This window comes from Rhizobacter koreensis (assembly GCF_013366375.1).
Taxonomy (GTDB): domain Bacteria; phylum Pseudomonadota; class Gammaproteobacteria; order Burkholderiales; family Burkholderiaceae_C; genus Schlegelella_A; species Schlegelella_A koreensis.
In genome coordinates this window covers 155,481-182,349 of the sequence record NZ_JABWMJ010000007.1, presented here as the reverse complement: position 1 = coordinate 182,349, position 26,869 = coordinate 155,481, and the positions used below count along the sequence as shown (strand labels likewise).

General features: G+C 71.3%; 25 protein-coding genes, 1 tRNA gene and 1 riboswitch. Of the genes, 9 read left to right on the top strand and 17 right to left on the bottom strand.

Annotation, left to right across the window (positions count from 1 at the left end):
• Window positions 1–23: 23 nt before the first annotated feature.
• The 8 genes from HQN59_RS15790 to HQN59_RS15755 form a co-directional block, all read right to left on the bottom strand.
• A complete protein-coding gene (locus tag HQN59_RS15790) occupies window positions 24–1,304 on the bottom strand; it encodes a prepilin-type N-terminal cleavage/methylation domain-containing protein (protein ID WP_176070080.1) in 1,281 nt (426 codons plus the stop codon).
• A 132-nt stretch (window positions 1,305–1,436) separates the two neighbouring features.
• Entirely contained in the window at window positions 1,437–2,684 is a 1,248-nt protein-coding gene (locus HQN59_RS15785) for a pilus assembly PilX N-terminal domain-containing protein (protein WP_259372736.1), read from the bottom strand.
• A gap of 8 nt (window positions 2,685–2,692) precedes the next feature.
• On the bottom strand, window positions 2,693–3,439 hold the full coding sequence (locus HQN59_RS15780; RefSeq protein WP_217704167.1) for a prepilin-type N-terminal cleavage/methylation domain-containing protein: 747 nt from the start codon (window positions 3,437–3,439) through the stop codon (window positions 2,693–2,695).
• Entirely contained in the window at window positions 3,420–3,869 is a 450-nt protein-coding gene (locus HQN59_RS15775; RefSeq protein ID WP_176070077.1) for a type IV pilin protein, read from the bottom strand. The genes HQN59_RS15780 and HQN59_RS15775 overlap by 20 nt, the downstream gene beginning before the upstream one ends.
• A gap of 15 nt (window positions 3,870–3,884) precedes the next feature.
• Window positions 3,885–4,442, bottom strand: a complete 558-nt coding sequence (locus HQN59_RS15770; RefSeq protein WP_176070076.1) for a GspH/FimT family pseudopilin — start codon at window positions 4,440–4,442, stop codon at window positions 3,885–3,887.
• A gap of 140 nt (window positions 4,443–4,582) precedes the next feature.
• Complete coding sequence (gene nrdR, locus HQN59_RS15765) at window positions 4,583–5,026, bottom strand: transcriptional regulator NrdR (protein WP_176070075.1); 444 nt, start codon at window positions 5,024–5,026, stop codon at window positions 4,583–4,585.
• 12 nt (window positions 5,027–5,038) lie between these two features.
• The gene (gene glyA / locus HQN59_RS15760; protein ID WP_176070074.1) at window positions 5,039–6,289 is read right to left on the bottom strand and encodes a serine hydroxymethyltransferase; all 1,251 of its coding nucleotides are present in this window, start codon (window positions 6,287–6,289) and stop codon (window positions 5,039–5,041) included.
• A 57-nt stretch (window positions 6,290–6,346) separates the two neighbouring features.
• Window positions 6,347–6,461: riboswitch (ZMP/ZTP riboswitch) on the bottom strand.
• Between the two features lie 29 nt (window positions 6,462–6,490).
• Window positions 6,491–7,414 carry a lytic transglycosylase domain-containing protein gene (locus HQN59_RS15755; protein WP_176070073.1) on the bottom strand — a complete coding sequence of 308 codons (924 nt, stop codon included), beginning with the start codon at window positions 7,412–7,414 and terminating at the stop codon, window positions 6,491–6,493.
• 238 nt (window positions 7,415–7,652) lie between these two features.
• Here HQN59_RS15755 and HQN59_RS15750 point away from each other — a divergent pair, with 238 nt between their 5' ends.
• Window positions 7,653–9,218 (top strand): UbiD family decarboxylase, encoded by a 1,566-nt coding sequence (locus HQN59_RS15750; RefSeq protein WP_176070072.1) that lies wholly within the window; start codon window positions 7,653–7,655, stop codon window positions 9,216–9,218.
• A gap of 52 nt (window positions 9,219–9,270) precedes the next feature.
• On the opposite strand, the gene HQN59_RS15745 is transcribed toward HQN59_RS15750, so the two are convergent.
• The 3 genes from HQN59_RS15745 to HQN59_RS15735 all read right to left on the bottom strand — a co-directional run bounded on the left by HQN59_RS15745 (window position 9,271) and on the right by HQN59_RS15735 (window position 11,215).
• Window positions 9,271–10,014, bottom strand: coding sequence for a DUF6781 family protein (locus tag HQN59_RS15745; protein ID WP_246294948.1), 744 nt, complete (start codon window positions 10,012–10,014; stop codon window positions 9,271–9,273).
• Between the two features lie 88 nt (window positions 10,015–10,102).
• Window positions 10,103–10,861, bottom strand: coding sequence for an acetoacetyl-CoA reductase (gene phbB, locus HQN59_RS15740; protein WP_176070071.1), 759 nt, complete (start codon window positions 10,859–10,861; stop codon window positions 10,103–10,105).
• A gap of 278 nt (window positions 10,862–11,139) precedes the next feature.
• Window positions 11,140–11,215: transfer RNA gene (locus HQN59_RS15735), tRNA-Ala, on the bottom strand.
• A 262-nt stretch (window positions 11,216–11,477) separates the two neighbouring features.
• On the opposite strand from HQN59_RS15735, the gene HQN59_RS15730 reads away from it, so the two are divergent.
• Together HQN59_RS15730 and HQN59_RS15725 are read left to right on the top strand one after the other, a co-directional pair.
• Window positions 11,478–12,026, top strand: coding sequence for a peroxiredoxin (locus HQN59_RS15730; RefSeq protein ID WP_176070070.1), 549 nt, complete (start codon window positions 11,478–11,480; stop codon window positions 12,024–12,026).
• Window positions 12,027–12,100: 74 nt separating this feature from the next.
• A complete protein-coding gene (locus tag HQN59_RS15725; protein ID WP_176070069.1) occupies window positions 12,101–12,613 on the top strand; it encodes a carboxymuconolactone decarboxylase family protein in 513 nt (170 codons plus the stop codon).
• Between the two features lie 62 nt (window positions 12,614–12,675).
• Here HQN59_RS15725 and rarD read toward each other — a convergent pair whose 3' ends face one another.
• The gene (gene rarD / locus HQN59_RS15720) at window positions 12,676–13,578 is read right to left on the bottom strand and encodes an EamA family transporter RarD (RefSeq protein ID WP_176070068.1); all 903 of its coding nucleotides are present in this window, start codon (window positions 13,576–13,578) and stop codon (window positions 12,676–12,678) included.
• Between the two features lie 55 nt (window positions 13,579–13,633).
• A complete protein-coding gene (locus HQN59_RS15715) occupies window positions 13,634–15,277 on the bottom strand; it encodes a 3-(methylthio)propionyl-CoA ligase (protein ID WP_176070067.1) in 1,644 nt (547 codons plus the stop codon).
• A gap of 247 nt (window positions 15,278–15,524) precedes the next feature.
• On the opposite strand from HQN59_RS15715, the gene imuA reads away from it, so the two are divergent.
• Together imuA and HQN59_RS15705 are read left to right on the top strand one after the other, a co-directional pair.
• The gene (gene imuA, locus HQN59_RS15710) at window positions 15,525–16,409 is read left to right on the top strand and encodes a translesion DNA synthesis-associated protein ImuA (protein WP_176070066.1); all 885 of its coding nucleotides are present in this window, start codon (window positions 15,525–15,527) and stop codon (window positions 16,407–16,409) included.
• 36 nt (window positions 16,410–16,445) lie between these two features.
• Window positions 16,446–18,071, top strand: coding sequence for a DNA polymerase Y subunit UmuC family protein (locus HQN59_RS15705; protein WP_176070065.1), 1,626 nt, complete (start codon window positions 16,446–16,448; stop codon window positions 18,069–18,071).
• A gap of 387 nt (window positions 18,072–18,458) precedes the next feature.
• On the opposite strand, the gene HQN59_RS15700 is transcribed toward HQN59_RS15705, so the two are convergent.
• The 4 genes from HQN59_RS15700 to HQN59_RS15685 form a co-directional block, all read right to left on the bottom strand.
• The gene (locus HQN59_RS15700) at window positions 18,459–19,499 is read right to left on the bottom strand and encodes a VWA domain-containing protein (RefSeq protein ID WP_176070064.1); all 1,041 of its coding nucleotides are present in this window, start codon (window positions 19,497–19,499) and stop codon (window positions 18,459–18,461) included.
• Window positions 19,496–20,497 carry a DUF58 domain-containing protein gene (locus HQN59_RS15695; protein WP_176070063.1) on the bottom strand — a complete coding sequence of 334 codons (1,002 nt, stop codon included), beginning with the start codon at window positions 20,495–20,497 and terminating at the stop codon, window positions 19,496–19,498. The genes HQN59_RS15700 and HQN59_RS15695 overlap by 4 nt, the downstream gene beginning before the upstream one ends.
• Window positions 20,494–21,486 carry an AAA family ATPase gene (locus HQN59_RS15690; protein ID WP_176070062.1) on the bottom strand — a complete coding sequence of 331 codons (993 nt, stop codon included), beginning with the start codon at window positions 21,484–21,486 and terminating at the stop codon, window positions 20,494–20,496. Before HQN59_RS15690 ends, HQN59_RS15695 begins: the two co-directional genes overlap by 4 nt.
• Window positions 21,487–21,548: 62 nt before the next feature.
• The gene (locus tag HQN59_RS15685; RefSeq protein WP_176070061.1) at window positions 21,549–22,526 is read right to left on the bottom strand and encodes a S1C family serine protease; all 978 of its coding nucleotides are present in this window, start codon (window positions 22,524–22,526) and stop codon (window positions 21,549–21,551) included.
• Between the two features lie 151 nt (window positions 22,527–22,677).
• Here HQN59_RS15685 and HQN59_RS15680 point away from each other — a divergent pair, with 151 nt between their 5' ends.
• From HQN59_RS15680 to tfpB, 4 genes are all read left to right on the top strand, one after another.
• Window positions 22,678–23,493 (top strand): TatD family hydrolase, encoded by an 816-nt coding sequence (locus HQN59_RS15680; protein WP_176070060.1) that lies wholly within the window; start codon window positions 22,678–22,680, stop codon window positions 23,491–23,493.
• A 120-nt stretch (window positions 23,494–23,613) separates the two neighbouring features.
• Window positions 23,614–24,132: a DNA-deoxyinosine glycosylase gene (locus HQN59_RS15675; RefSeq protein WP_246294947.1), complete on the top strand. Its 519-nt coding sequence runs from the start codon at window positions 23,614–23,616 to the stop codon at window positions 24,130–24,132.
• Window positions 24,129–24,938 carry a spermine/spermidine synthase domain-containing protein gene (locus HQN59_RS15670; RefSeq protein ID WP_176070058.1) on the top strand — a complete coding sequence of 270 codons (810 nt, stop codon included), beginning with the start codon at window positions 24,129–24,131 and terminating at the stop codon, window positions 24,936–24,938. The genes HQN59_RS15675 and HQN59_RS15670 overlap by 4 nt, the downstream gene beginning before the upstream one ends.
• A complete protein-coding gene (gene tfpB / locus HQN59_RS15665) occupies window positions 24,935–26,818 on the top strand; it encodes a type IV pilus assembly ATPase TfpB (protein WP_176070057.1) in 1,884 nt (627 codons plus the stop codon). Before HQN59_RS15670 ends, tfpB begins: the two co-directional genes overlap by 4 nt.
• Window positions 26,819–26,869 lie beyond the last annotated feature (51 nt).

Sequence of the window (26,869 nt, the reverse complement as noted above, 5' to 3'; positions counted from 1 at the left end):
GCACTTGTTCCGTCGTGCTGCCCTCATGGCTGATGCGGCAGCGTCGCCAAGGCGCCGTTGGACGCGACGCCGTCCGGGCACGACCGGTCGCCGGGGATCACGAGGTAGTTCTGCTGCGACAGTGCCTCGGCGACGTCGACGTAGCTCGCGGGATGCTCGATCGGCCGGTCGATCGCACCGCTGCCGTCGAGGTCGGGGCTGTAGCGGCAGACGCGGCGCTCGGTGTTCGCGTTCCCGATGCGCCAGCCGGCCAGCCGCAGCGTGAGGCGCCCCGACCAGCGCCCGCTCGCGAGCGGCTCGATCACGCAGTGGTAGGCGACGAAGCGCTCGCCGAGCTCGAGCCAGCGGCTCGCGCCGAGCGACGCCGGCGTGGCTGGCAACGGCACCAGCGTCGTCTGCAGCACCCCGCCGAGCTCGGCCTGCACGCTTTTCGTTGCCTCGGTGGTGCACGTGGCTGCTGCGGGGTAGCGGCCGCCGGTGAGCGCGAGCGTCACCTCGAGCGGCAGCGGCGCGTCGTTCGCCGCTGCCGGGTCGGCGCCTGCCGAAAAGCGGATCGTGCCGCTCAGCAGCAGGCCGCGCAGCGTGTCGCAGTCGCCGAGTGCGGCCGCGGTCAGCGAGCGGGTGGGCGTGGCGGTATCGACCGTGCAGCGCGCGACGATGTCGCCCGAGACGTTGTCGAACACGTAGGCGAGCACGCCCGACTCGCCCGGCTTGAACACGCTGCGGCCGTCGCCGAGGTCGCGTGCGCCGAGCGGCACGATGGCGCTGCGCGCACGCGCGCCGCGCAGTGTGGGCCCCGTGCGCGGCAGCACGAGAGCGCCGGAGAGCTCGGGCGCGCTGCGCGCGACCAGGGTGTCGAGCGCGAGGTTGCGGGTGGTGCCGAAGCGGTCGGACCATCCGACGTCGACGCGGATCGTCTTCAGCGCGGCGCCGGCGTGCTCGACGCGGCGCTCGATGCGGTAGCGGGTGTTGAGCGCGTGGCCGCCGACGCGGTCGACACTGCGCAAGTGGGCGCCGATGGCGTCGAACGAGCCGATACCGGGCGCCGACGCGAGCTGGGCGAACGCGCGCACGCCCTCGATCTCGCCGACGCCGAGCCGGGCAGCCTCGCTGCGCTGACGCGCGATGTCGGCGTCGAGGCGCAGGCGCTGCTGCAGGCCGGCGACCGCGAGGAGTCCGAGCGCAAAGACGAGGAAGGAGACGAGCGCCTCGATCAGCGTGTTGCCGCGCTGGTCGCGCGGCGCGCGGCGCCGATCGCAGCGGGCCGAGGCCGCGCCGAAGCTGGCCCTCCGCGTGCCGTCCACCGCGCGGCGGAGAACCGACGACGCGCTCGTTGCCCTCGGTGGCGCGTTGCGGGCGCGGCGACGAGCGGCGAGCCGGCTGCCATCGACGCAGCGACGGATCCGTCTTATCGACATGGGCGGTTTTCGCAGCGCTCAGAAGTCGCGCCAGCTTCCGCTGACGCGCGCGAAGGTGCCGGCCCCGCGCAAGCGTTCGAGCACGAGCGGGTCGTAGACGAAGCTCGGCGAGCCGCTGCCGGTGTAGTCGCTCTCGCTGATGGCCGCACCGTGGATGGCGCCGCCGCTGCCGGTCCAGGCGAGCGCGCCGGCGTAAACCACGCCCTGGACCGAGACCGCGCCGCTGAGCGCGAGCGTGCCGCTGGCGACGATCAGCACCGGCGCGCGCGGCGAACCGAGCGTGACGGGCCCGACGAGCGACGCGTCGCCGCTGACGTGCAGGATGGCGTTCTCGCCGCCGCCGCTCAGCGCCCGCGACAGCGCGCCGGCGCAGTCGAGCGCGCACTCGACCTCGACCACGTTCGGCTGCGTGCTCCAGCGCGCCGGCTCGGCGCCGAACAGCGCGGCGAAGAGGCGCTCGGGCGGCTGCGCCGCGACAGCGGCGTCGCCGGCGATCGCCGTGGTGGCGAGTGCGCTGCCTGCCGGGCCGGCGAGCTCCACATGAGGGGCATCGATGCGCGCACCTGCATGCAACGCCACGCCGCTCGACGGATCGGCGTTCTTCGCGGCGAAGCCGGCGCCGCTCGCGATGTCGCCGCGTGCGGTGAGCGCCGCCACCGGCAGGCTACGCAGCGCCGGCAGCAGGCCGAGCGCGACCTCGAGGCGGGCGGTCGCGCCGAGTTCGTCGGCCGCGCCCCGGCACGCGTTGGCGACGCCTACACAGCCGCTCGACACCACGCGCACCGCACCGGGTCGGTCGCCGGGCATCACGTGCACGCGGAACGCGGCGGCAGCCGCGGCCGCCGGCGGCGCGAGCGCGAACGCACCGGCGGGGCAGTGGCAGATCCAGCCGTCCGCGCCGCGCACGCAAGCCGCCTCGGTCGGGACCTCCCCCGCACCGTCGTGCCACGTGATCGGCAGATGACGCCGGCTGGCCGGCTCGAAGCGCAGCCAGCGGTCGCGCAACGAGGCGGCACCGCCCCCGAGGGGCTCGCAGTCGTCGCCGATGCGGCGGTTGTCGTTGATGCGCGCGATCACCCACTCGAGCCCGGCTTCGGCGGCCTCGAATGCCTGGGTCGATCGCACCTGATTCGCCGCGGTGCGCTGCTCGACGATCAGCTCGCGGTGGCTGTAGGCGACGCCGAGCAGCATCGCGAAGAACAGCAGCGTCGTCATCAAGAGGGCAGCCGCGCCGCCCTGACGAGGGCGCGGCGCACCCCGCTGCATCGAGCGGCTCACGAGCACGCCCCGACGATGCGATCGTTGCGCAGCCGCACCCGGGTCTGCACGGTGCGTGTGACGCGCGGGTCGAGTGACGAGCGCGCGCCGATCGTCACGTCGAGGCTGCGCACCTGCTGGCGCGGCGGGCAGGTCGTGCTGCCGGCGGCACACGGCTCCGCGCAATACGCCTCGAGGCTGATCTCGCCGCTCGCCGGCGTGATGCGGAAGGTGCTGACGACGACCGCGCTGCTGTCGGTCAGCGCCTGCCAGCTGCTGCCGCCCAGCTGAATCTCGATGACGCCGTGGCGCAGGCGAAAGCCGTACTGCTCGTCCGGATCGACGTGGTTGTTCTCGTGGCTGTCGCGCGAGAGCCGGAACGCGATCGCGTCCGACGCTGCCGCGGCGGGAACGAGTTCGGTGTACGGGTTCGACGCCGGCGCCCCGGTCGCGTGCAGCGCGAGCGAACCGGTGGCGTCGCCCCAATAGCCCGCCCGTCGCAGGTCGCGACCGATCACGTCGCCGGCGCTGCGCAGCTCCTGCAAGAGCCGCGTCTCGGTGCGAAGCGCGCGACCTTCGTGGAAGCTTCCGGCGAGCACGGTCGAGCCGGCGGCGACCACGGCCAGCGACACCGCCGCGCTCACCATCAGCTCGACGAGCGAGAGGCCGCGCTGCGAGGAGCGCGCCCGAGCGCGATGCGATGCCGCACCGCGCGGTCGCGGCGCCCGGACGCGCCGGCACGGCTCAGCGGTTCCAGCACGCACGGTTCGGTCCTGCGTCGTTCGCCACCTCGGCGTCGGAACCCGACGCGAACGTGAGGTCGCCGCCCGCCATCTGCACGCGCAGCACGCGGCACGCGCGGTCGCGGGTCTGCGCGCCTGTCGCCGTGGCGGTGATGCGGTAGCCGCCGGGTGCCGCTGCGAGCTCGAGCGTGTAGTGGCCGGCGCTCGAGCGCTCGGCCACCCCGATCTCGGCGAGGCTTCCGAACGCTGCCGAGTTCGCGAGCCAGCGCTCCTCGGCGAGCTGGGCGCGCATCAGCGAGACCAATGCGTCGCTGCGCCGCGCGCGCAGCACGTGACCTTCCATCGACGGCAGCGCGATGCTCGACAGCACGCCGACGATCGCGACCACGACCATCGACTCGACCAGCGTGAAGCCGCGCACGCGGCGACGGGGCAGGCGGGCGGGCTTCATCGTTCGCGATCTCCTTCAGCAGGCGCGATAGCCCGCCACCGCGCCGAGCGGCGTGCACGAGCGGACCCGGCCCATGATGTTGACGACGTGATGGATGGCGCGGCCGCGCGCATCGGTGACGCGCAGCGTGCCGGTCGGCGTGCTGGTGCCGTGCACCGGATCGAAAGCGATCGAGGCGACGTTGGCGGCGATGCCGATGCGGCCGGCGGGAAGCGCGATCGTCTTCAGCGCACGCACGTCGGCGTTGCAGACGGCGGCGCCGGTCGCGGCGCAGGTGCAGTCGTCGATGCCACCGGTGTGCACGACGTAGCAGCTGAACGCCGCCGACGTATGGAAGCTCACCCGGAGCGTCTGGTTGCGCGCGACCGCGGCGCTGCGCACGTGCTGGAGGTCGCTCGCGAGCTGATCGGCGGCACCGACGAGACGGCGCGTGTCGATCATCTCCTGGAAGGTCGGCGCGACCGCAAACGCGATCACCATGGCGACCGCGAGGACGATTGCCGCCTCGATCAGCGTGAACCCGCGGGCGGCGCGCCTGGCGCCAGCCGGTCGGATCGCATTCGCGTGTGCCATGACGCCACTCTAGGAACGCGGCCGTGGCCGAACGATCCCGTGGCAAGGGGTATGGCGGGGGAGGGCGCCGGGGTGCCCTCGCTGTCGGGGGCTGCGGCGTGACCGGCAGCGCGGGACGACCCGTCGGTGCCGGTGCGCGCTCAGATGTCGCGGATCAGCTGGCGGAACTCGTCGACGTCCTCGAAGCTGCGGTAGACCGACGCGAAGCGCACGTACGCGACCTTGTCGATCCGCTTGAGCTCGCGCATCACGAGCTCGCCCAGCCGCGACGAGGCCACTTCCTTGGCGCCGCTGTTGAGCAGCTTGTCCTGGATGCGCTCGAGGGCCGCGTCGATCTGCTCGACGCTGACGGGGCGCTTCCTCAGCGCGAGCACCATCGACGCGCGCAGCTTGCCGGCGTCGAACTCGGCCCGCGTGCCGTCCTTCTTGACGACGCTCGGCAGCGCGATCTCGGCGCGCTCGTAGGTCGTGAAACGCTTGTCGCAGTGCGCGCAGCGACGGCGACGGCGGACGACGTCACCCTCGTCCGAGTCGCGCGTCTCGACGACCTGCGTCTCGTCGCTGCTGCAGAACGGGCAGCGCACGGGCCGTCGGGCTCAGCGGTAGACGGGGAAGTCGCGCGTCAGCGCGCCGACCTTGCCGCGCACCTCGGCGAGCACCGCCTCGTCGTGCGGCGCGTCGAGCACGTCGGCGATCAGGTGCGCGGTGCGCCGCGTCTCCTCCGCGCCGAAGCCGCGCGTCGTGAGCGCCGGCGTGCCGAGGCGGATGCCGCTCGTCACCATCGGCTTTTGCGGGTCGTTCGGGATGCCGTTCTTGTTGCACGTCATGTGCGCGCGCCCGAGGATCGCCTCGGCTTCCTTGCCGGTGAGGTTCTTCGGCCGCAGGTCGACCAGCATCACGTGACTCTCGGTGCGCCCGCTCACGATGCGCAGGCCCCGTTCGGTCAGGGTGTTCGCGAGCACCGCCGCATTGGCGACCACCTGCTGCTGGTAGCGCTTGAAGTCCGGTCCGAGCGCCTCCTTGAACGCGACCGCCTTGCCGGCGATCACGTGCATCAGCGGGCCGCCCTGGATGCCGGGAAAGATCGCGCTGTTGATCTTCTTGGCGATCGCCTCGTCGTTCATCAGGATGATGCCGCCGCGCGGGCCGCGCAGGCTCTTGTGCGTGGTCGACGTCACCACGTGCGCATGCGGCACCGGGTTCGGGTAGACGCCCGCGGCGATGAGGCCGGCGTAGTGCGCCATGTCGACCATGAAGAAGGCGCCGATCTCGCCCGCGATGCGCGCGAAGCGCTCGAAGTCGATGCGCAGGCTGTACGCCGAGGCGCCGGCGATGATCAGCTTGGGCCTGTGCTCGCGGGCGAGGCGCTCCACCTGCTCGTAATCGATCGACTCGTCGGCGGTGAGGCCGTAGCTCACCACCTTGAACCACTTGCCGCTCATGTTGAGCGGCATGCCGTGGGTGAGGTGGCCGCCTTCGGCGAGGCTCATGCCCATGATGGTGTCGCCCGGCTCGAGCAGGCCGAAGAGCACCGCCTGGTTCGCCTGCGAGCCCGAGTTCGGCTGCACGTTGGCGTAGCCGGCGCCGAACAGCTGCTTCAGGCGATCGATGGCGAGCTGCTCGACCTGGTCGACGAACTCGCAGCCGCCGTAGTAACGCTTGCCCGGGTAGCCCTCGGCGTACTTGTTGGTGAGCTGGCTTCCCTGCGCGGCCATCACCGCCGGCGACGCGTAGTTCTCGGACGCGATCAGCTCGATGTGGTCTTCCTGGCGCAGGTTCTCGCTCTGGATGGCAGCCCAGATCTCGGGATCGACCTGGGCGACGGTGGACGTGGAGCGGTCGAACATGGTGTGGCAGTCCTTCTCGAAGGATCCCGGCCGGCACGCGTCGCGCGACGCTGCCGGGAGGGCTGCCCAGGCGAACGGCTGATCGGCGCAGGCTCCGTGCCCCGCCGGCCGCGCTCCCCGGTGGTCGTCCACCTCAGGCCCGTGGGGCCAATCGCCAGTCGCGCAGCGAGGCGAGTGTAGCGGAGCGAACTCCGCGCGCGGTCAGCGCAGCAGCGCGACCTGCTCCGGCGGCAGATTTTCGGCGACCGGCGCGGCGGACGCGGGGTCGATCGCCGGCGTGGCCGCCGGGCTCGCCTCGGCGGCCGGCGCGCGCACGAAGACGCGCGGCGCGAGGCTCGGCAGGCCGGCGACCTGACGCAGCGTGCTCTGCTCGTTCAGCACCTTGCCGGCGTAGCCGCCGTCGTCGGCGAGATTGGCGGCGCCGACATAGAAGCGGAGGCCCCCTTCGACGCTGCCGGCACGCGCGATGCATTCCTTGAGAACCTGGACGCCGACGCGCAGGTTGGTCACCGGGTCGAACGCCGCGTGACGGCCCCCGAACGGCTCGTACTTGTCGTTGTGGACCTTGGTCATGACCTGCATCAGGCCCTGCGCGCCGACCGCGCTCTGCGCGAACGGATTGAAGCTCGACTCGATCGCCATGATCGCGAGGATCAGCGTCGGGTCGAGGCGGCTGCGCGCGCCGACCTGCCAGGCTTCCTGCACCAGCCGGCTGACCGGCTCGAGCGCAACCTTGTAGCGCCGCGACAGCCACTGCGCGACCGCGGCCTGCTGGCGGCTCAACTGCTTCGGATCGGCGGCGGTCGCGCGGGCGATCGCGTCGGGCTCGTCGAACACCAGCGGCTCCGCGGCGGCCGGCTCCGCCGCCGCGGCGACCGGCTCGGGGCGTGCGCCGTGGCGCTCCTGCAGCCAGCCGAGCGCACGCGCCTCGAGCTCGTGGCGGATCTCGGGCTGGGTGCCGGCGAACACGACGCCGCTGACCAGCACGAAGCCGATCACGGCGAACGAGTTGTGGCTCACCTCGAGCAGCCCGCGACCGACGTCCTTGGTGAAGACGCCGAGCGAGTGCAGGGTGGCGCGCGGGAGGGTTCGGGCCGAGCGATGCAAGCGGTCCAACAGGGTCATTCGCAGATCTCCTGACGCAAGCCCGGCGGGTAGCCGGTCATCGTCAAACCTGGCGCGGCGGGGTGGCCATAATCCGGCGCCCCGGCTCGCCGCGGGCAGAGCCGGCACGGCGAGCATCGAAACGAGCCCGAGGCGCCGGCGTGGGTGGCCGGCGTGCGAACTCAGCGAGGGCGCGATTATGGAAAGCCACTTCATTCCTGGTCAACACTAAGAGAATGGCGGATCAGAACTTATTTGTATGAAGTACCGCGATCTTCGCGAGTTTCTGGCCGGGCTCGAGCGCATTTCCGACCTCCGCAAGGTCGTCGAGCCGGTCTCGCCCATCCTGGAGATGACGGCGGTCAGCGACGCGGTGCTGCGCAGCAGCGGGCCCGCTCTGCTGTTCACGCATCCGGTGGGTTCGACCATTCCGGTGCTGACGAATCTGTTCGGCACCACGCGGCGCGTCGCGCTCGCGATGGGCTCGGGCGACGTCTCCGAATTGCGCGACATCGGCCGCGTGCTGGCGAGCCTGAAGGAGCCCGAGCCGCCACGCGGCCTGCGCGACGCCGGCCGGCTGTTCGAGCTTGCGCGCGCGGTGTGGTCGATGAAGCCGGCGACGCTGCGGCGCGCTCCGTGCCAGGAGCACGTCGTTGAGGGAGCCGAGATCGACCTCGCGCGCTGGCCGGTGCAGACCTGCTGGCCGGGCGACGCCGGGCCGCTGATCACCTGGGGCCTCGTCGTGACGCGCGGGCCGCAGGGCTCGCCCGGTTCACGCGCGCGCCAGAACCTCGGCATCTACCGCCAGCAGGTGATCGGGCCGCGACAGGTGATCATGCGCTGGCTCGCGCATCGCGGCGGCGCGCTCGACTTCGCCGAATTCGCCGCTGCCAAGCCCGGCGAGCCGTTCCCGGTCGCGGTCGCGCTCGGTGCCGACCCGGCGACCATCCTCGGGGCGGTGACGCCGGTGCCCGACACGCTTTCGGAATATCAGTTCGCCGGCCTGCTGCGCGGCAGCCGCACCGAACTCGTGGAAGCCGGCGTCGGCGACGCGGGCGCGGCGCTGCAGGTGCCGGCGCACGCCGAGATCGTGCTCGAAGGCCACATCCCGCCATCGCCTGCCGGCTTCGAGGGCGTCAGCGAGCACGGCGTGCCGCTCAAGTCGATCGACGGGTACCTGCACGCGCTCGAGGGTCCGTTCGGCGACCACACCGGCTACTACAACGAGCAGGCCTGGTTCCCGGTGTTCGAGATCAGGCGCCTGACGCATCGCGCCGACCCGATCTATCACTCCACCTACACGGGCAAGCCGCCCGACGAGCCGGCGGTGCTCGGCGTCGCGCTCAACGAGGTGTTCGTACCGATCCTGCAGCGGCAGTTTCCGGAGATCGTCGACTTCTACCTGCCGCCCGAGGGCTGCAGCTACCGGATGGCGATCGTGAGCATCAAGAAGCGCTACCCGGGACACGCCAAGCGCGTGATGTTCGGCGTGTGGAGTTTTCTCCGCCAGTTCATGTACACCAAGTTCATCGTCGTCACCGACGACGATGTCGACGTGCGCAGCTGGGCCGACGTGATCTGGGCCGTGACGACCCGCATGGACCCGGTGCGCGACAGCGTGCTGGTCGACCGCACGCCGATCGACTACCTCGACTTCGCCTCACCCGACGCAGGCCTCGGCGGCAAGCTCGGGCTCGACGCGACCAACAAGTGGCCCGGCGAGACGACGCGCGAGTGGGGGCGCCCGATCACCATGGACCGGGCGGTCAGCGAGCGCGTCGAGAGCCTGCTGCGCGACCTCGGCGCCGACGTGCCGGCGCGCTGACCCCGGCGCTGCGCGGCAGCGCCGGCGGGCGCCGCCTCCCGCCCGCGACGCTTCAGCGCTTGCGGCCGCGCGCCGGCTTGGCATCGCCGCCGCCGTCGCTTTCGTCACCCGCCGCAGGCTCGGCCGACGACTGCTGCGTGGCGCCAGCGCGTCCCGCCTGCAGGCCTTCCGACATGCCGAGCAGGACGCCGCTCACCATCGCCGCATAGCTGTCGAGCATCGCCTGCGCGGCGCGCATGCTGGTGGCGCGGCTGTCGCGCAAGGCGGTCTGCGCGCGCTGCGTCAGTTCCTCGACCGTGCGCGTGGCCTGCGCACCGGTCTCGCTGCCCTTCATCTGCATCGCGCTCAGCGCCTGCTCCCACGCGCCCTGCAGCGGGCCGCCGCTCGGCACCGCCTTGCGGACGGCGTCGAAGAACACGTCCTCCATCTTCTCGACATTGGCAAGCGCGGTCTTGAGCTGCTTCTCCTGCAGGCCGGTGCCCTGGTCGACGAACTGCTGCAGGGCCTTGCGGTTCGCCTCGACCGCCTGCAGCAGCGCCGAGTCGATGCCGGCGAGCGCCTTCTCGAGCATGCCCTCGACGTCGACGTTGGGCAGCGCGTTCTGCGCGGCGCCGGTGGACGCCGCCTGCGTCACCGACTTGACGACCTTGCGGATGTTCTCGATGGTGAGTTCGCGGCTCTGCAGCGCCTTCAGCGTCGCGGCGCTCACCGCCTGGCGCAGCGAGTCGCCCTGCTTGGCGCTCGCCTCCGAGAACAGCGTCACCAGCGCATCCTGGTCGATCCCTGACTTGATCATGAGAGGTCCTCGTCGTTGGAGTGGATCGAGGCCACGCGGCGCGTGCCCCGCGGACGGTGGGGCAGGGCACGCCGCGTGCCGCCGCGGGTCACTGCATGTGCTGGCCGCCGTTGATGGCGATGTTGGCACCGGTGACGAAGGCTGCTTCTTCGGACGCCAGGTAGATGATGAGCCCGGCGACTTCCTCGGGCTTGCCGAGCCGGCCGACCGGGATCTGCGGCAGGATCTTGGTGTTGAGGATGTCCTCGGGGATCGCGGTGACCATCTTGGTGCCGATGTAGCCCGGCGAGATGGTGTTGACGGTGACGCCCTTCCTGGCGACCTCGAGCGCGAGCGCCTTGCTGAAGCCGTGCACGCCGGCCTTCGCGGCCGAGTAGTTGGTCTGTCCGAACGCGCCCTTCGAGCCGTTCACCGACGAGACGTTGATGACGCGGCCCCAGCCGCGCTCGACCATGCCGTCGACGACCTGCTTGCTCATGTTGAAGAGGCTGTCGAGGTTGGTTCGCATCACGGCGTCCCAGTTCGGCTTGTCCATCTTCTTGAACGTCATGTCGCGCGTGATGCCGGCGTTGTTGACGAGGATGTCGACGTCACCGACGCGGCTGTGCACCTCGGCGACCGCCTTGGCGCACGAATCGAAGTCGGAGACGTCGCAGCCGACCGCGAGGATCTCGTAGCCGTTGGCCTTCATGTTGGCGACCCATTCGCCATGCTTGGTGTTGCCCGGCGAATAAGTGACGACCACCCGGTAGCCGGCGTCGGCCATCTTGGTCGAGATGGTTTCGCCGAGGCCGCCCATGCCGCCGGTGACCAGAACCACACGCTTGCCGTTGTCTTCGTTCGCCATCTTCTTGTCCTCCGTGCTGCGGCGCCGCCATGACGCCTGCCGGCGATGATGCTCGCACGTTCGTGCACCCGCCCCATCGCTAACCCCGAAGGACGACGCGCCGTGGCCTTGTCGGAGAGGACGCGATCTGACGAGCCGGTGGAGGAGGGCAGATGCGGCAGGGGGCGCCGCATGCGAGGCTCGGGGACAACGGCATCGACTCCCGTCGACGCCAGAGGCCGATGTCGGTTTGGCCCGCCCAAAGAAAAAGCCAGGCACTGCCTGGCTTTTCATGTTGGTGGTGGAGAGGAGGAGGATCGAACTCCCGACCTTCGCATTGCGAACGCGACGCTCTCCCAGCTGAGCTACCCCCCCACGCGCCGGCGCAGTTTAGCGCATCCGACGACACGTTTCGAGCCGGGGCACGTCGACGACGGCCGAACTGGCTGGCGTTTCCGGTGCAGGGCTGCTCTCGATGCGGCTTTCGTGCACGGCTAGGATTCGTCGAGCCGCGCGATGGCTTCCGTCGCCTCGCACCCAATGTGCGCGATAGCTAGAGGCGATGGACATTTCGGTTCTGATAGCCATAATAGCGTCTGTCCGAACCTTCCCTCAACTTCTACAACGGAGTCACACCATGAAAACCATTGGCGACAAGCTCGAATCCTTCTCCGTCGTCGGCGTCAAGCCCGGCTTCAACCAGCACGAGGAAAACGGCGCTTCGGCGTTCGAGACCATCACCGAGTCGAGCTTTCCCGGCAAGTGGAAGGTCATCTACTTCTGGCCGAAGGACTTCACCTTCGTCTGCCCGACCGAGATCGTCGGCTTCGACAAGCTCGCCAAGCAGTTCGAGGAGCGCGATGCCGTCCTGCTCGGCGGCTCGGTCGACAACGAGTTCTCGAAGCTCGGCTGGCGCCGTGAGCACCCGGAGCTGAAGAGCCTGGCCCACTGGAGCTTCGCCGACAGCCGCGGTCAGCTCGTCGACCAGCTCGGCGTTCGCGACAAGAACGAAGGCGTCGCCCTGCGCGCGACCTTCATCGTCGACCCGGACAACACGATCCAGCACGTCAGCGTGAACAACCTGAACGTGGGTCGCAGCCCGGACGAAGTGCTGCGCATTCTCGACGGCCTGCAGACCGACGAGCTCTGCCCGTGCAACCGCAGCGTCGGCGGCTCGACGCTCTGATCGGCACCGAACCCGTCCTTCGCACGAAGGCCCGCTTCGGCGGGCCTTTTTTCATCCTGCAACGGAGCTGAACCATGGAATTCCTCAACGCGATCAAGGAACAGATCCCCGACTACGCGAAAGACATTCGCCTGAACCTCGACGGCGTGATCGCGCGCTCGAGCCTCGCGCCCGAGGACGCGCTCGGCGTCGCGCTCGCCGCCGCCTTCGCCGCCAAGAGCAAGCCGCTGGTCGACGCGTTCAAGGCGGCGCTGCCCGAAGGCGAGGCGAACGCCGCGCTGACCGCGGCCGCGCTGATGGGGATGAACAACGTCTGGTACCCGTATGTCGAGATGGCGAACGACGAGGACCTGAAGACGCAGCGCGCCGAGCTGCGCATGAACGCGTACGCGACGTCGGGCGGGGTCTCGAAGGCGAAGTTCGAGGCCTACGCGCTCGCTGCGTCGATCGTCGGCAAGTGCCATTTCTGCGTGTCGTCGCACTACGCCCTTCTGAAGAAGGAAGGCCGCACCACCCAGCAGCTGCGCGACATCGGCCGCATCGCCGCGGTCGTCAACGCCGCGGCGCAGGTGATCGCCGCCAACTGACGGCAGGGCCGGCGCGCGTCGCCGGCAGCGCGACTCGGCCGGCGCCCGCCGGCCCGATCTGATCAGCCGGCGCTCGTCGCCGGCTCCGCGACGTCGCGCCGCGTCAGGCGCGCGTTGCGGAGGGCATCGGCGCTGTAGACCGCGAGCGCGATCCAGATGAGGCCGAAGCCCACGAGGCGGTCGGGCCCGAACGGCTCGTCGAAAATCCAGACCCCGACCAGGAACTGCAGCGTCGGCCCCAGGTACTGCATCATCCCGAGCGACGCCATCGAAAGGCGCCGCGCACCGACCGCGAACAGCAGCAGCGGCACCGCGGTGATCGGGCCGAGGCCGAGCAGCCAGACGGTCACCGCCGGACCGGCACTCGGGAAGCTCGTCGGCCCGCTGCCCCACCACCACCACAGCCCTGCGATGCCGAACGGCGCCAGCAACGTCGTCTCGAGCGTGAGCCCCTCGAGGGCGTCGATCGCGGCCACCTTGCGCAACAGACCATAGACGCCGAACGTCGCTGCAAGGATCAGCCCGATCCACGGCAGCGCACCGGTCGCGACCGTCATCCAGACCACGCCGACGCTCGCGATCGCGAGCGCGACCCATTGCGCACGGCGCGGATATTCGCGCAGCACCGTGTAGCCGAGCAGCACGTTGACGAGCGGCGTCATGAAGTAGCCCAGGCTCGACTCGACGATGCGGCCCTGACCGACGGCCCAGATGTAGGTGACCCAGTTCGCCGACAGCAGCAGCGCGCTCGCCGCGAACGCCGCGAGCACGCGCGGCTCGCGCGCGGTGCGCAGCCAGCCCCAGCGGCCGCGCCAGACCATCGCGACCCAGAGCACCGCGAGCGCCCAGACGATGCGGTTCGACAGCACCTCGAGCGGCGGCACGCCGGGCACCAGCCGCAGGTAGAGCGGCATCAGGCCCCAGAGGATGAACGCCATGCCGGCGGCGAGGGCGCCGACGTTCATCGCACGCGGGCCCCGGCACCGCGGCCGCGCCGCGGCGCCGAGGCGGAAGCTGGCGTCAAGCGCGCTCGACGAGGTGGCGGCCGTACTGCTCGCGCAGCCGGTTCTTCAGCATCTTGCCGGTGGCGCCGAGCGGGATCGCATCGACGAAGACCACGTCGTCGGGCGTCCACCACTTGGCGATGCGGCCCTCGTAGAACGACAGCAGCTCGTCGCGCTCGAGCTCGGCGCCCGGCTTCTTGACCACCACCAGCAGCGGACGCTCGTCCCACTTGGGGTGCTGGGCGGCGATGCAGGCGGCCATTGCGACCTTGGGGTGCGCCATCGCGATGTTCTCGAGGTCGATCGAGCCGATCCATTCGCCGCCGGACTTGATGACGTCCTTGCTGCGGTCGGTGATCTGCATGAAGCCGTCGGCGTCGATGGTCGCGACGTCGCCGGTCGGGAACCAGCCGTGGCCGGCCGCGTCCTCGACGAGCGGGTTGCCGCCCTCGCCCTTGAAGTACTCGCTGACCACCCACGGCCCGCGCACCATCAGCTCACCCGAGGTCTTGCCGTCCCACGGCAGCTCCGCCCCGTCGGCGCCGACGATCTTCATGTCGACGCCGAACACCGCGCGGCCCTGCTTGCTCTGCAGGGCGAAGCGCTCCTCGGCACTGCGCTCGAGCTGGCGGCCCTTGAGGATGGCGACCGTGCCGACCGGACTCATCTCGGTCATGCCCCAGGCGTGCAGCACGCGCACGTCGTAGCGCTCCTGGAACGCCGTCATCATGGCCGGCGGACACGCCGAGCCGCCGATCACGGTGCGCCGCATGGTCGAGAAGCGCAGGTCGTTGGCCTCGACATAGCCGAGAAGGCCCTGCCAGACCGTCGGCACGCCCGCCGAGACGGTGACGCGCTCGGACTCGAACAGCTCGTAGAGCGACTTGCCGTCGAGCCCGGGGCCGGGAAACACCAGCTTCGAGCCGGTCATGCAAGCCGCGTACGGCAGGCCCCATGCGTTGACGTGGAACATCGGCACCACCGGCAGGATGGCGTCGGCCGACGAGCAGCCGAGCGAGTCCGGCAGGGCGATCGCGTAGGTATGCAGCAGCGTCGAGCGGTGGCTGTACAGCACGCCCTTCGGGTTGCCGGTGGTGCCCGACGTGTAGCAGAGCGACGAGGCATGGTTCTCGTCGAAGCTCGGCCAGACGTAGCGGTCGTTCTCGGCGTCGATCAGGTCCTCGTAGCAGAGCAGGTCGGGGATCTTGGTCGACGCGGGCATGTGCGCGCGGTCGGTCATGGCGACGAAGCGGCGCACCGTTTTCACGCGCGAGGCGATCGCCTCGACCAGCGGCAGGAAGGTCAGGTCGAAGAACAGCAGCGCGTCCTCGGCGTGGTCGACGATGTAGAGCAGCTGGTCGGGGTGCAGGCGCGGGTTGAGCGTGTGCAGCACGGCGCCGCTGCCCGACACCGCGTAGTACAGCTCCATGTGGCGGTAGCCGTTCCATGCCAGGGTGGCGACGCGCTCGCTGTCGGCGACGCCGAGCGTCGCGAGGGCGTTGGCCATGCGGCGCGAGCGCGCCGCCATGTCGCGGTAGGTGTAGCGGTGGATGTCGCCCTCGACGCGCCGCGACACCACCTCCTGCTCGCCGTGGTGCCGCTCGGCGTGGACCAGCAGCGAGGAAATCAGCAGCGGCTGCTGCATCATCGAGCCATTCATCGTGTCTCCCGCGTTCGTTGGCTGCGCCGCAAGGCGTGCGGCGGCTGCGGGCGATGATACGAAGCCGTCCTCGGCGGCGACATCCCGATCGACCCCGGTGACGGGCGCTTCGGCAGGTCGTGGCGGGCTCGACGGGTTCCGCGGCAGCGCTCTCGAACCCGCGGCGGGCGGCATCGAACCGGTCGGCCGTGCGAACCGACCGCGTCGCGCATTTGAAGCGGGTACTGTATAAACGTACAGTACCGACATGGACGCCGCACCCGCCCTCGCCACGCCGCCCGCACCGGTTCGATCCGGCGAGGCGGCGCTGCGCGCGCCCACCGCAGGGCAGGCGCTCCCGGTGCACAGCCTTGCAGCAGAGCCGGTGGCAGCTCGCGCTCCGTCTGCGGAGGCTGTGCTTTCGGATGCCCCGCCGGCCGACGTGCGCTCGCCCGAGACGCTGCACCCGATGCTCTGGCTGGGGAGCCAGCTCGGCCGCCAGGGCGCCGACACGCTGCCGAGCGGCTTCGCGGCGCTCAACGCGCAACTGCCGGGCGGCGGCTGGCCGCGCCGCGTGCTCAGCGAACTGCTGCTGCGGCACCCGGGTGTCGGCGAGATCCGCCTGCTCGCGCCGGCGCTGGTCGCGACGCAGCGCGCCGGCCGTCTGGTGATGCTGTTCGACCCGCCGGCGGCGCTCTCGGCGGCGGCGCTCCAGCAGCTCGGCTTCGACGTCGAGCAGCTGCTGATCATCCACACGCGCGCGCGCGTGATTCCAGGCAGCGACAGCCTGTGGGCGCTCGAGCAGGCCTTGAAGAGCGGCCACGTCGGCGCGATCGTCGCGTGGCTGCCGGCGCGCCTTCGCGCCGAGCACCTGCGCCGCCTGCAGATCGCCGCGCACGCCCACGACGGCCCGGCGTTCGTGCTGCGCGAGATGGCCGCCGAGGCGCGCCCGACCGCGTCGCCGCTGCGCCTGGCGCTGCGGCCGGGCGGCGCCGACCGGCTCGAGCTGCGCATCCTCAAGCGCCGCGGGCCGCCGCTCGAGACGCCGCTGCAGCTCGCGCTGGCGCCGGTGCTGTCGGCCGCGGCGCGTCAGCGCGCACGGGTGCCCGACGCGCTCGCCCTGCGCGCCGCGACCTTCGTGAACCTGGCCTGACGGCCGGCCGTTCGCCGTGAAGCGCCGGGTGACGTCGTGCTCTGGATCGCGCTGCATCTGCCGTCGCTGTCGCTCGAGTCGTTCGAGGCGACGCTCGCTGGCAGGCCCGCAGCGGCAGGCACTGAGGTGCATGCCGGCGACGGCGGCGCAGGCACCGCTGCGGGAGCGGGCAGCGACTCGGCCACGCCGGCACCGATCGCGCTGATCGACGCGCACCGCATCGTCGCGGGCAACGCCGTTGCGCAGGCGCTCGGCGTGCGGCCCGGGCTCAAGCGCGCCACCGCGCTCGCGCTCGCGCCGCAGCTCGTGCTCGGCCAGGCCGACGCCGCGCGCGACGCGGCCGCGCTGCTGCCGGTCGCGCACGCCGCGCTCGCCTTCACCCCGCAGGTCGTGATCGCGCGCGCGGGCCACCCGTTCGACGACGCGCACACCGTGCTGCTCGAGGTCGAGGCGAGCCTGCGCTACTTCGGCGGCCTCGAGCGCCTGCTGCAGCGGCTCGGCCGCGCACTCGCGCCGCTCGGCCACGTGGTGCATTGCGCAACCGCGCCGACCGCGCAGGGCGCCGCGCTGCTCGCGCGTCAGCACCCCGACTGCCATTGCGCCGACGACGCGGCGCTGCAGCGCGCGCTCGACGAGCTGCCGGTGTGGCGCCTCGGCGCCGGCCGCGAGCACCGCGACGCGCTGCAGGCGATGGGGCTGCGCACGCTCGGCGACCTGCGCGCCCTGCCACGCGCCGGGCTGGCGCGGCGCTTCGGCGAGGCGCTGCTCGCCGAGCTCGACGCCGCGCTCGGCACACGGCCCGATCCGCGCGTCCCGCTGGCACTGCCGGCGACCTTCGAAAGCCGCCTCGAACTGTTCGCGCGGGCGGACACCACCGAGCAGCTGCTGCACGGCGCGGCGGTGCTGCTGGCGCGGCTCGTCGCCTGGCTGAGCGCGCAGCACGCGTTCGTGCGCCGCTTCACGCTGGTGATGCAGCACGAGACGCGCTGGCGCCGCAGCAGCGCGACGCCCGCCGAGAGCGTGCTCGAGATCGCGCTCGCGGAGCCGTCGCGCGACCGCGAGCACCTCCTGGTGCTGCTGCGCGAGCGGCTCGCGCGCATCGAGCTGCCGGCGCCGACGCTCGATCTGCGCCTCGCCGCCGCCGACATCGCGCGCCGTGCCGCGCCGAACAGCGAGCTGTTCCCGACCGCGCGCAGCGAGGTCGAAGGCCTGACCCGGCTGATCGAGCGCCTGCAGGCGCGCCTGGGCGCCGCGCAGGTGCAGCGCCTCGCGCCGCTCGACGAGCACCGCCCCGAGCGCGCGAGCGCGCTGCAGGCGGTCGACGCCGCACGCGTCGAGCGTCTCGTGAAGGCGCCCCGCGCCGCCGGCTCGTCGATCGCAGGGGCTGCCGGCGCCGCGCGCCGCCCGGTCTGGCTGCTGCCCGAGCCGCAGCCGCTCCCCGAGCGCCAGTCGCGCCCCTTCCTCGACGGCTCGCCGCTGCAACTGCTGAGCGGCCCCGAGCGCATCGAGACCGGCTGGTGGGACTGCAGCCTCGCCGAACGCGACTACTTCATCGCCCAGAACGGCGATGGCGCCCTGGTCTGGATCTACCGCGCCCGCCTGCCGCTGGAGACCGACGGTGAACCTCGCCAGGGCTGGTTCATGCAGGGGCGGTTCGGTTGAGCTGTATCAGCCGGTTGATGCGTCCGCAGGAGATGAGGCCGAACGCTCCCGCTCATCCCCGCTGCCGCACGCGAAGCAATCCCCGGCCACAGTTGCAAACTGGATGTGGTGCGAGCGTTCAGCGAACGGCCGTGCCTCCGGCGGCAAGCTGAAAGTCAAGCGCCGACCCAAATCGCCGCCGTCCTGGCGTTTTCAGTGCTATGCACAAGCCGGCGCAGCGAGGCGTCCGCGCTGGCTGCCTCGCTACGCAGGCAGCGCAGCTGCCTGCTCCAGGTCGCGCGCAGGCACACGCAGCGCGACCTCTCATGGGGCCAGGATCCGGCTCCGCCGGTCCTGATCACACTGATCAGATCCGCTGGCGAATCGCGCAGCGATTCGCCAGCGCCACTAAGCGATCCTTCCGAACCACCAGACAGAAAGCCCCGCCGCCAGCATCACGAGCAGCGCGCCGAACCCCGCGAGCAGGCCGCTGATCTCGGTTTCCTTCTTCTCGACGACGAAGCGGTTGCTGAGGCCCTGGTAGACCTTCTTCAGGTCGGCGGCGGTGCCGGCGTAGAAATAGTCGGCGCGCGTCAGGTTGGCAATCGTCTTGAGCGTCTCCTCGTCGAGCCGCACGCGCATTGACCAGCCCTCGAAGCCGATCGTCTCGCCTTCCTTGGTGCCGATGCCGACGGTGTAGACGCGTATGCCGCGGTCGGCAGCCATCTTGGCGGCCTCGATCGGGTCGGGGCCGGTGGTGCGCTGGCCGTCGGTGAGCAGGATGATCGCGGCCGACGTGTACGAGCCGGGCGGCACCGGCTTGAACTCGGGCTTGGGCTTGTCGTTCGGGCCTGGCGGCATGTTGCGCTGGCCGGTGATCTGCGAGAGGTCGATGCCCGCTTCCGGGAACAGCGTCGCGAGCGAGAGCACGATGCCGCTGCCGATCGCGGTGGCACGCTGCAGCTGGAAGCGGTCGATCGCTGCGTAGACGTCCTCCCGGCTCAGCGTCGGCGCCTGCACCACCGCGGCGGTGCCGGCGAACGCGACCACCGCCACGCGAACGTCGCGCGGCAGGTCGGCGACGAATGCCTTGGCCGCTTCCTGCGACGCGATCAGCCGGTTCGGCTGCACGTCGGTCGCTCGCATGCTCCCCGAGACGTCCATCGCGAGGACGATCGTCTCCTGCGTCATGGGCAGCGCGATCAGCGCGGCGGGCCGCGCCGCCGCGAGCAGCAGCGCGATGATCGCGGTCAGCAGCAGCAGCGGCGGCACGTGGCGACGCCAGCCGCGCCGCGCGCCGAGCGCCTCCTTCACGAGGCCGAGGCTGGCGTAGCGCAGCGTCGTCTGCTTGCGGCGCCTGAGCAGCCACACGTAGAGCAGGACCAGCAGCGGGACGGCGACCAGGCCCCACAGCAGGGTCGGCCAGATGAAGGTGACGAGCGAATTCATGGCGATGTCTTGGCTTGGGCGAGATGCCCCACCGAGCCGCGCCCGCCGGTCCAGTTGGCGAGTCGGCTGCGCTGCTTGCGCATCTCGGCGAAACGCATGATGGCGTCGAGCAGGTCGTCGTCGGTGGCGAGCTCGAGCGTGTCGACGCCGGCGGCGCCGAGCGCCTCGCGCAGGGCGTTCTCGCGGCGCTCGGCGGCGGCCTGGAAGCGCGCCCGGAAGCGTCGGTCGTGGGTGTCGACGACGATCTGCTCGCCGGTCTCGGCGTCGCGCATGGTGACCAGGCCGATGTCCGGGAGGTCGAGCTCGAGCGGGTCGAACAGGCGCACCGCCGTCACGTCGTGGCGCATCGCGAGCTGGCCGAGCAGCGGCTCCCAGCCGGGTGCGCTGATGAAGTCGGACAGCACGAAGACGCTGCTGCGGCGCTGGATCGTGCGCTGCCCCGCGGCCAGCAGCTCGCGCAGGTCTGTGGGGCCGGGGCGAGACTCGGCAGGCCGGGCCGCCATCAGCTGCAGCAGCTGCAGCACGTGGGCGCGTCCGCCGCGCGCCGGCAGCATGGCGTCGACCGAGCTGCCGTAGAGCAGGGCGCCGACGCGGTTGCCGTGGCGCGTGAGCAGGCGCGCGAGCACCGCGACGAACTCGCGCGACACGTTGCGCTTGGTCAGGCGGTCGGAACCGAAGTCGACGCTGCCGCTAAGGTCGATCAGGAACCACGCCGAGACCTCGCGGTCCTCGGTGAACTGGCGCACGTAGGGCTGCTGCAGGCGTGCGGTGACGTTCCAGTCGATGTGGCGGACGTCGTCGTGGTGCTGGTACTCGCGCAGGTCGGCCAGGTCGAGCCCCGAGCCGCGCAGCAGGGTGCGGTAGTCGCCCTGCAGCATGCCGTCGAGGCGGCGCAGCACGGTCCATTCGAGGCGCGTCAGCAGCGCCTGGGCGCCGGCCGCGTCGGACGCCGCCGCGGGTGCGGCGGGTTCGGGCGCCGGGCGCGTGCGCGCGTTCATCGCTCGAGCGGCTTGTCGGGCACCGGGATCTTGCGCACGATGCGCGCGATCAGCTGGTCGGCGTCCAGACCTTCGGCGAGCGCCTCGTACGAGAGGACGAGACGGTGCCGCAGCACGTCACCGATCAGCACGCTCATGTCTTCCGGGAGCGCGTAGTTGCGACCGCGCATGAAGGCGAGCGCGCGCGCGCCCTCGATGAGGCCGATGGTCGCGCGCGGGCTCGCGCCGAAGGTCAGGTACTTGGCGATGTCGGCGAGGTCGTAGCGATCGGGCCGGCGCGTCGCGCTCACCAGCCGTACCGCGTACTGCATCAGCGACGGATCGACGTAGACCTGCCGGCACTCATGCTGCAGTTCGGCGAGCTGGCTCATGCTGGCGACCGCCGACACGACGGCGGGCGCGCCGGTGACGCGCTGCGCGATCACGAGCTCCTCGTCCTCGCTCGGGTAGTCGACCAGCACCTTCATCATGAAGCGGTCGACCTGCGCTTCGGGCAGCGGGTAGGTGCCCTCGGTCTCGATGGGGTTCTGCGTCGCCATGACGAGGAACGGCTCGGGCACCTTGTGGGTCTCGCCGGCAATCGTGACCTGGCGTTCCTGCATCACCTCGAGCAGCGCGCTCTGCACCTTGGCAGGCGCCCGGTTGATCTCGTCGGCCAGCAGCAGGTGCGTGAAGACCGGCCCCAGCGAGGTGCTGAAGTCACCGCTGCGCGGGTTGTAGATGCGGGTGCCGACCAGGTCGGCCGGCACCAGGTCGGGGGTGAACTGGATTCGCTTGAACGTGCCGCGCAGCGTCTGGGCGAGCGTCTTGACGGTGAGCGTCTTGGCCAGGCCCGGCACGCCCTCGACCAGCAGGTGGCCTTGCGCGAGCACCGCGACCATCACGCGCTCGAGGAAGTGATCCTGGCCGACGACGACGCGCTTGACCTCGTAGAGCACGCGCTCCATCAGCGTGGCGGCGTCGGCGTTCGGGAATTGGCTGCTTTCCATGCGCGAAGAGGTTCCTGGACGGGGCGGGCGAGGATGCGCCGCGCGTCGCGCGGCGCCAGGGATCAGAACGGCGGCAGACCGGCCGCGCTGGCGGCGTTCTCGATCGGGACGGCGAAGCCGATGCCGACGAAGACGCGCTGCTGCGAGGGGTTGAGGATCGCGGTGACGATGCCGACGACCTCGCCGTCCATGGTGACGAGCGGGCCGCCCGAGTTGCCGGGGTTGGCGGCGGCGTCGAACTGGATCAGGTTCGACATCATCTGCTGGCCGTCCGGCGAGCGGAACTGGCGCTTGAGCCCGGAGACGACACCCGACGACGTCGACGGGCCGATGCCGAACGGGAAGCCGACCGCGATCACGTGGTCGCCGGGCGAGAGATCGCCCGTGCTGCGCATCGTCGCCGCGGCCAGGTCGTCGGGAATGGTGAGCGCGCGCAGCACTGCGAGGTCGTTCTCGGGCTGCGTGCTGATCACGACGGCATCGGATTGCGCCCCGTTGGCGAACGTCACGTTGACGCGCCGGGCGCCCGAGACGACGTGCAGGTTGGTGAGGATGGTGCCGTTGTCGATGATGACGACGCCGGTGCCGACGCCGCGATCGTGCTTGGCACGCGGCATGTCGTCCTTGCCGTCGTCGTTTTCGCTCATGAAGCCGATGACGCGCACGACCGACGGCGCGATCGTCTCGTAGGCGCGGGTCTCCGGCGAACGCAGCGGCTTCTCCTCGATCGAGCTGCGCACCGCCTTGTCGATCTGCTCGATGGTCAGCGCGGGCTCGGCGACGAGGCGAGGGTTGAACAGCCAGGCGGCGCTGATCAGCGCCAGCACGGCGACGAGCCAGAGGCGGCGCTCGTTGCGCAGCGCGAAGGCGCGCACGCGGCCGGGCGAACGGGCCGGGGGCGGGGAACTTGCGCCCAGCGCCACCGGGGCGGCGGCTTCGGCGTTCGGCGCGGCCTGCGGCGGATCTCCGGCCGGTTGCGCGGCGCTCGCGCCGGAGTCGGGCGCGCGGCGGGAGCGGCTGTAGAGCGGCTGTTTCTTCATCGTCGATTTCCCCGCCGAGGCACGTCGGACCCGGCGCCGCTGCAACCGCGAAACGCCCCCCGATGAGCGAACGTACGGTAGCACGCACGCCGGGCCCTGTCTCGACGGCCCGCCCGGACGGCAGCGGGGCGAGTGGGCATCATCGGGCGCCATGTGGATCGACACGCACTGCCACCTCGACGCCGCCGAATTCGAGCCCGATCGCGAGGCCGTGGTCGCGCGCGCCATGGCCGCCGGTGTGCGCCAGATCGTGCTGCCGGCGGTCGACGTCGGCAACTTCGACGCCGTGCGCGAGCTCGCGCATCGGCACGGCCTCGCCTACGCGCTCGGCATCCACCCGCTGCTCGTCGACCGTGCCGCCGACGCCGACCTCGACCGGCTGCGCGGCGCGCTCGCCGAACACCGCGCCGATCCGCGCCTCGTCGCGGTCGGCGAGATCGGTCTCGACCATTTCGTGCCCGGTCTCGACCACGCCCGGCAGGACCGCTTCCTGGCCGCGCAGCTGCGCCTCGCGCGCGAGTTCGGACTGCCGGTGCTGCTGCACGTGCGGCGCTCGGTCGATGCGGTGCTCAAGCACCTGCGCGCGCTCAGCGTGCCGGGCGGCATCGCGCACGCGTTCAACGGCAGCGAGCAGCAGGCCGAGGTGTTCGGCGCGCTCGGCTTCAAGCTCGGCTTCGGCGGCAACGTCACCTTCGACCGGGCGCGCCGCATCCGCCACGTCGCCGCGCAGGTGGCGCCGGAGCTGATCGTGCTCGAGACCGACGCGCCCGACATCGCGCCGCAATGGCTCTACCAGACGGCGGCCGAGCGCGCTGCCGGCGCGACGATGCGCAACGAGCCCGCCGAGCTCGCGCGCATCGCCGGCGTGCTTGCCGAGCTGCGCGGCGTCACGCCCGACGCGCTCGCCGCCGCGACGAACGAGAACGCGTACGCAGTGCTGCCGCGGCTGCGCGCGCTGGCAGGGTGATGCGCGGTGCGCCTGGCTGCATCGGGAATGCCTCGGCCACAATCTCGCGCCGCGTGCGACGGCTGCGTGCGGATCGCGGATGCGGGCAGCCACGTCCGCGCGGCATCCGGCAAGGCTTTCTTGAACCCCCTCGTTGCGAACCCTCCTGAACCGCTGCGTGGGCTGCCGCCGGTCGTCGACCCCGACACCCGGGTGATCGTGCTCGGCAGCTTCCCCGGCGCGGCGTCGCTGCGTGCGGCCGAGTACTACGGCAACCCGCGCAACCACTTCTGGCCGCTGCTGTCGACGCTTTGGGGCATCGACCTCGCCCGCGCGAGCTACGCCGACCGGCTCGCGGCGCTGCGGACGCGCGGGCTCGGCCTCTGGGACGTGTACGCGAGCTGCCGCCGTAAGGGCAGCCTTGACTCCGCGATCGAGCAACCCGAGCTGAACGACCTCGCGAGCCTCGCCCGGCGCGCCCCGCGCCTCGAGGCGATCGGCCACAACGGCGGCGAGTCGGCGCGCGCCATGCGGCACAGCGCCGGGCTCGGCGTCCACGTCGTCCGGCTGCCGTCGACCAGCCCGGCGAACGCGAGCTGGACCTTCGAGCGCAAGCTCGCCGCCTGGCGCGCCTTCTTCCACGCACACGGACTCGCATGAGCAGCAAGCCCGCCGCCCGCGAGCTCGAGCCCGCGACGATCTCCGAGCACGCCGGCGTGCGCTACCTGCACCTCGGAACGCCGTGGGTGCAGGGTGCGATGCGGATTCGCAAGCCCGAGGCGCTCGAGCTCGAGTACGTGCAGCGCATGATGGTGTGGATGCTGTTCCGGCCCGCGGCCGAGCTGACGAGCGGACATGCGGTGCAGCTCGGGCTCGGGGCGGGCGCGATCACGCGCTTCTGCCATCAGGTGCTGAAGATGCGCACCACCGCGGTCGAGCTCAACCCGACCGTCATCGACGCCTGCCGGCTCTGGTTCCGGCTCCCCGCCGAGTCGGCGCGCTTCACGCTGCTCGAGATGGACGCCGCCGCGTTCGCAGGCGACCCCGAGCGGGCCGGCAGCGCCGACGTGCTCTGCGTCGACCTCTACGACCACGAGGCGGCGAGCCCGGTGCTCGACAGCGTGGCGTTTTATCGCGACTGCCGGCGGCTGCTCGCCGATGGCGGCGTGATGACCGTCGACCTGTTCGGCCGCGACGCCAGCTTCGACGTCAGCGTCGGCCGCATCGTCGCCGCGTTCGGGCGCGACGCGGTGCGGACGCTGAGTCCGACGCGGGAGGGCAATCAGGTCGTCGTCGCGATGAAGCAAGTCACGGCGCCGGACCGGGCCTTGCTTGCCGAGCGTGCGCAAAACATCGAAACTCGGTTCAAGCTGCCGGCCCGCAAGTGGCTGCGCATGATCCAGCTGCTTCCCGAGCCGGAGCCGGGGGCCGCCGGCCCCTCCGGCGCCACGCCACCCCCTGCATGAAGACCCGCTCCGCCACGCCCGAACCCGAGAGCCCGTCGGTGCGCGCTGCGACGCGTGGCGGCGTCGCCGACGCCGATCGCCCGTCGCGCCCGCTCACCTTTGCGCCGACCGAGCTGAGCACCGCCGTGCAGACGTCGGGCAAGCTGCAATGGCGCACCCTCGTCACCTGGCTGCGCGAGGACGGCGTGATCAGCGCCGAGGACGCCGAGAACACCGCGCGCCGCTTCGCCGGCGGCAACAGCGCGCAGCACCCGCTGGTGCGGCTGGGCGGCGTCGGTCTCAAGCGCGTCGCCGACGGCAAGGTGCTCGACGTGGAGCTGCTCACCGAGTGGCTGGCGCGGCACTGCAAGATGCCGTACCTGCGGATCGACCCGCTCAAGGTCGACGTCGGCCGGGTCGCCGAGGTGATGTCGATCACGTACGCGGAGCGGCGCCACGCGCTGCCGCTGAACGTGGGCCTCGCGGACGTGACGATCGCGACCTGCGAGCCGCTCGACCTCGACTGGATCAAGGAGATCGAGGCGCACACGCGCAAGAGCGTCAAGCTCGTGCTCGTCAACCCGGTCGAGATCGCGCGCTACACGACCGAGTTCTACACGCTGTCGCGTTCGGTGCGGCAGGCGATCAAGACCGGCGAGACGTCGGCCATCGTCAACTTCGAGCAGCTGGTCGAGCTCGGCAAGTCCACCAAGCAGCTCGACGCCAACGACTCCGGCATCGTGCAGGTGGTCGACTGGCTCTGGCAGTACGCGTTCGACCAGCGTGCCTCCGACATCCACCTCGAGCCGCGCCGCGAGCGCAGCGTGATCCGCTTCCGCATCGACGGCGTGATGCACACCGTCTACCAGCTGCCGCCCGGCGTGATGAGCGCGATGATCGCGCGCGTCAAGCTGCTCGGCCGCATGGACGTCGTCGAGCGCCGACGCCCGCTCGACGGTCGCATCAAGACGCGCAATCCGAACGGCGACGAGGTCGAGATGCGCCTCGCGACCATCCCCACGGCGTTCGGCGAAAAGATGGTGATGCGGATCTTCGATCCGGACACCACCGTGAAATCGCTCGACGACCTCGGCTTCGGCAGCCACGACGGTCGGCGCTGGGAAGAGCTCGTCGCCAAGCCGCACGGGATCATCCTCGTCACCGGGCCGACGGGCTCGGGCAAGACGACGACGCTCTACTCCACGCTGCGCCGCCTCGCGACCGACGAGGTCAACGTCTGCACGGTCGAGGACCCGATCGAGATGATCCAGCCGGCGTTCAACCAGACGCAGGTGCAGCCGGCGATCGATCTCAACTTCGCCGACGGCCTGCGCGCGCTGATGCGCCAGGACCCGGACATCATCATGGTTGGCGAGATCCGCGACCTCGAGACCGCCGAGATGGCGATCCAGGCCGCACTGACCGGTCACCTGGTGTTCAGCACGCTGCACACCAACGACTCGGCCTCGGCCGTGACGCGCATGAACGACCTCGGCGTGCCGCCGTACCTGGTCGGCTCGACGCTGATCGGCGTGCTCGCCCAGCGCCTCGTGCGCACCCTGTGCCCGGCGTGCAAGGTGCCCGACGAGGAGACCACCCGCGAGACGCTGCACGAGGTGGTGGCGCCGTGGCGCCTGAACGGCAAGGTTTCCGCGTACAAGCCGGTCGGCTGCCTGGAGTGCCGCATGACCGGGTTTCGGGGTCGGGCCGGGCTCTACGAGCTGCTGACCGTCACCGATGCGGCGCGCGAGTGCATCTCGCCGGTACCCGACCAGACCCGGCTGCGCCAGCAGGCGCTGCGCGACGGCCTGCGGCCGCTCCGCCTCGCGGGGGCGATGAAGGTGGCCGAAGGCGTCACCACGCTCGAGGAAGTGCTGCGCGCGACCCCGGCCTGGGAATAGCGGCTGCTTACGTGTAAACCCACATCGGGCCCAGAGGGTGGGTGCCTAGAA